Source organism: Gordonia sp. i37, assembly GCF_002043085.1.
Lineage (GTDB): Bacteria > Actinomycetota > Actinomycetes > Mycobacteriales > Mycobacteriaceae > Gordonia > Gordonia polyisoprenivorans.
In genome coordinates this window covers 1-2,886 of sequence record NZ_MVPX01000383.1, presented here as the reverse complement: position 1 = coordinate 2,886, position 2,886 = coordinate 1, and the positions used below count along the sequence as shown (strand labels likewise).

Genomic DNA, 2,886 nt, shown 5'->3' with positions numbered 1-2,886 from the left:
CCCCGCCACGACGCCGACAGCGCTTTGCCGAGCGCCGTCGACGCCATGGCGAGCGCTGTCGGCGCATACTCGAGCGCCGTCGGCGAAAAATCGAGCGCCGTCGGCGATATGACGAGCGCTGTCGCGAGGGATCTGGGAACACGTGTAGCCACATCACTGTGACGTGACGCATACTATGGGGGAACGAGCGAGCGTAAACGTCTCAGCGACGGTCGCGAGACGCCGCTCGACCTTGGGAGGGTGGCGAATGACCAAACCTGCTGACGTGACCAGCAAGATCGAGGGACGTGTCTCGTCGGAGGCGCATTCGATGACCGAACTGCTCGAGATCCAGCGTGCGGCGTTCCTGCGGGACGGTATCCCGGACGCGGCGACCCGCATCGACCGCATCACGCGGCTGTCGTCGCTGCTGCTCGATCACGGTGACGAGATCGCCGAGGCGCTGACCGTCGACTTCGGTTCGCGGCCGCGGGAATTGAGCATCGCCGCGGACGTCGCGGGCTGCATGATCGACCTCACCCACCAGCGGCGCGGGGTCAAGGAATGGATGGCCGATTCCGTGTCGGCGCGTGTGCAGGGAGCTCTCGGCTTCAAGCAGCGGGTGCGTCACGATCCGCTCGGCGTCGTCGGCATCATGGGTCCCTGGAACTTCCCGCTGCAGCTGACCTTCGTGCCCGCGGCGTCGGCATTCGCGGCCGGCAACCGGGTGCTGATGCGCCCGTCGTCGATCACCGCGCGCACCACCGGCGTGATCGCCAAGTACGCCCCCGACTACTTCTCGATCGAGGAACTCGCGGTCATCACGCCCAAGCACGGGTCGGGATCGGATTTCGCGAAACTCAAGGTCGACCACATGTTCTTCACCGGTTCGCCCGAGGTCGGTTCCTCGGTGGCCCAGGAGGCCGCCAAGAATCTGGTGCCGGTCACCCTCGAACTCGGCGGCAAGAACCCGGCCGTCGTCGACGTCTCCGCCGACATCGACAAGGCGGCAAAGATGCTCGCCGACGCCCGGATGGTCAACGGCGGTCAGGTCTGCCTGTGCCCCGACTACGTCTTCGTGCCGGAGGCCAAACTCGGTGAGTTCACCGACAAGGTGATGGCCCGCTGGACCGCCAACTTCGCGACGATCTACGACAATCCCGAGTACACCTCGACGATCAACCAGAAGAACTACGAGCGCATCGTCGGGCTGATCGACGACGCGGTCTCGCTCGGCGCCGAGAAGCGACAGGTCATCCCCGGTGGTGAACCGTTGCCGTCGGCCGAGCGTCGCAAGATCCCGCCGACCCTGCTCACCGGGGTCAAGTCGGGGATGAAAATCACCGAGGACGAGGTCTTCGGTCCGGTGCTGACGGTGTACCCGTACCGGGATCTCACGGAGGCGATCAGTTACATCGCCGGCCATCCGCACCCGCTGACGATGTACTGGTGCGGCGACGACAACGACAACTTCGCACGGCTGGCAGACAACACCCGCAGCGGGTCGATCAACGGAAACGACTTCGCCCTGCACATGTTCGGTGCCGAACTGCCGTTCGGTGGCATCGGGCGCAGCGGGATGGGCAGCTATCACGGCAAGACCGGCTTCGAGACCTTCAGTCATGCACGCGCCGTGGCCTTCTCGACGATGCCGTTCACCGTGGCCGAGATGATGTCGCCGCCGTTCACCAATCGCGACAAGAAGATGGCCAACGGCCAGCTGAAGCTGTGGACCAAGCTCAATGCGCGAGCGCAGAAGAAGGTGCGCAAGCGCTGAATCCTCTCACGGGAGCCACCCCCGTACCCAAGCGCTTGCTAGGGTACGGGGGTGGCGCCACGTAACGGAACTTCCCGACGCGACGAACTGCTGACGACGGCGAGTCGGATGTTCGCGGAGCAGGGTCTGCGGTCGACGACCGTGCGCGACATCGCCGATGCCGCAGGCATTCTCTCGGGGAGTCTCTATCATCACTTCGATTCCAAGGAGTCGATGGTCGACGAGATCCTGCGGGGTTTCCTCGACGCCTTGTTCGCCCGCTATCGGCAGATCGCCGACGCCGGTCTGTCGGCCGCCGAGACGTTGCGGCAGTTGGTGATTGCCTCATTCGAGTCCATCGACGCCGATCACCATGCGGTGGCCATCTATCAGGACGAGGCCAAACGCCTTGCCCCGCAAGATCGTTTCTCCTATATCGGCGACCGCAATGAGGAGTTTCGCGGGCTGTGGCATTCGGTGCTGGCGCGTGGGGTCGCCGATGGTGAGTTCCGCGCCGACCTCGACGTCGAACTCGTCTACCGCTTCTTGCGTGACACGGTGTGGGTGGCGGTCCGCTGGTATCGGCCAGGCGGATCGCTGAGCGTGGAGCAGATCGCCGACCAATACTTGTCCGTGGTCCTCGACGGCATCCTGCCGCGCTGAGATTCCCCTTACTTAGGTAACCCTTGCTTCCGGGTGGCTGTCCGCGTTAACGTACGCGTATGACAACGGTGGAGGGGTCCGCGGAGGACCAGACGTTGCTGGACAGGGGCGCCCTGCGTGAGTTGTTGCAGCCCGTCCGGTCCCGCATCCGGGTGGCTCAACTGCTGCAGGTGATCGCTTCGGCGGCAACGGTCGTCCCGTTCGTGGGAATCGTCGAACTGGGTCGGACCCTGCTGCTCGACGGGCCGGTGCAGGCCGCGCGGGTCTGGTGGATCGTGGCGATCGTGATTCTCGGGCTTGCGGCACGCGCACTCTTCGGAGGTGCGGCGCTCGGTGTCACCCATTACGCCGACGTCGACCTGCAGGTCATCCTGCGGCGTCGGATCACCGCCAAACTCGGTCGTCTCCCGCTCGGCTGGGTCGGGACAACGAGCTCGGGTCGAGTGCGTCAGTCCGTGCAGAACGACGTCGGTGAACTCCACTACCTC

At 64.9% G+C, this 2,886-nt stretch carries 2 protein-coding genes and 1 pseudogene; all 3 read left to right on the top strand.

Annotated elements, in window-relative coordinates; genetic code table 11:
- The first annotated feature begins 247 nt into the window (after positions 1-247).
- Complete coding sequence (locus B1964_RS18810) at positions 248-1,756, top strand: aldehyde dehydrogenase family protein (RefSeq protein WP_079930837.1); 1,509 nt, start codon at positions 248-250, stop codon at positions 1,754-1,756.
- Between the two features lie 51 nt (positions 1,757-1,807).
- Positions 1,808-2,398, top strand: coding sequence for a TetR/AcrR family transcriptional regulator (locus tag B1964_RS18805; protein ID WP_014361540.1), 591 nt, complete (start codon positions 1,808-1,810; stop codon positions 2,396-2,398).
- A 59-nt stretch (positions 2,399-2,457) separates the two neighbouring features.
- Positions 2,458-2,886 (top strand): annotated as a pseudogene (locus B1964_RS18800) (ABC transporter ATP-binding protein); the annotation flags it as partial.

Bases quoted from the DNA above. Each gene is read 5' to 3' on its own strand.
- B1964_RS18810 (WP_079930837.1), top strand. From the start codon at position 248: ATGACCAAACCTGCTGACGTGACCAGCAAGATCGAGGGACGTGTCTCG.